The organism is Acidovorax sp. SUPP3434, assembly GCF_030159015.1.
Classification (GTDB): Bacteria; Pseudomonadota; Gammaproteobacteria; order Burkholderiales; family Burkholderiaceae_C; genus Paracidovorax.
In genome coordinates this window covers 1-848 of record NZ_BQXL01000046.1, presented here as the reverse complement: position 1 = coordinate 848, position 848 = coordinate 1, and the positions used below count along the sequence as shown (strand labels likewise).

The window sequence follows — 848 nt, the reverse complement described above, 5'->3', positions numbered from 1 at the left end:
CGCAAGAGCGACTTCAAGATATTCCAGAACAAGACCGTTCCCGACATCATCGAAGAGGTGCTCGGCAAATACGGCCACCCCCTGCAAAAGCGGCTCACGCGGGCCTATCGCAGCTGGGACTACTGCGTGCAGTACGGCGAGACCGACTGCGCCTTCGTCTCGCGCCTGATGGAGCATGAGGGCATCTATTACTACCACCAGCACAGCGCCGGCCAGCACATCCTGACCCTGGCCGACGACATCGTCGCCTCGCACAGCCCGCTCGCGGGCGCCGCCGTCATCCCGTTCTACCCGCCCGAGAAGGCCGCCGTCGCCGACAAAGAGAACATCCACGCCTGGGAGCTGCACCAGGCCATCCACTCCGGGCGGCACTACAACGACGACTACGACTTCAAGAAACCGCGCGCGGACCTGTCCAACATGCGCCAGACCCCGCCGGGGCATGCGCACGACGCCCACGAAATCTACGAATGGCCGGGCGGCTACACCGAATTCGGCGACGGCGAAGCCTATGCCCGGGTGCGGCTGCAGGAAAGCCTCACCGGGCACAGCACCGTGCGGGGCCAGTCGCGCCACCGGGCGCTGGCCCCGGGCTACACCTTCACGCTGGAGAACTACCCGCGCGAGGACCAGAACCAGGCCTACCTGCTCACCGGCATCGAATACCACTTCAAGGAAAACCCCCAGGTCAGCGCTGCTGCGCCGGGCCCCAAGGGCACGGCGCAGGAAGAAGGCTCGTTCCAGCGATTCACCCTGCTGGCCCAGCCCACCAGCGTGCCCTACACCCCCGCGCGCACCACGCCGAAGCCCAGGACCACCGGCCCGCAGACCGCCGTGGTGGTCGGCCC

At 67.0% G+C, this 848-nt stretch carries 1 protein-coding gene; it reads left to right on the top strand.

Features of this window, described 5'->3' with window-relative positions:
- Positions 1–848 (top strand): type VI secretion system Vgr family protein (locus AVKW3434_RS24190; RefSeq protein WP_284407871.1); only part of this gene is annotated, 848 nt, incomplete at both ends.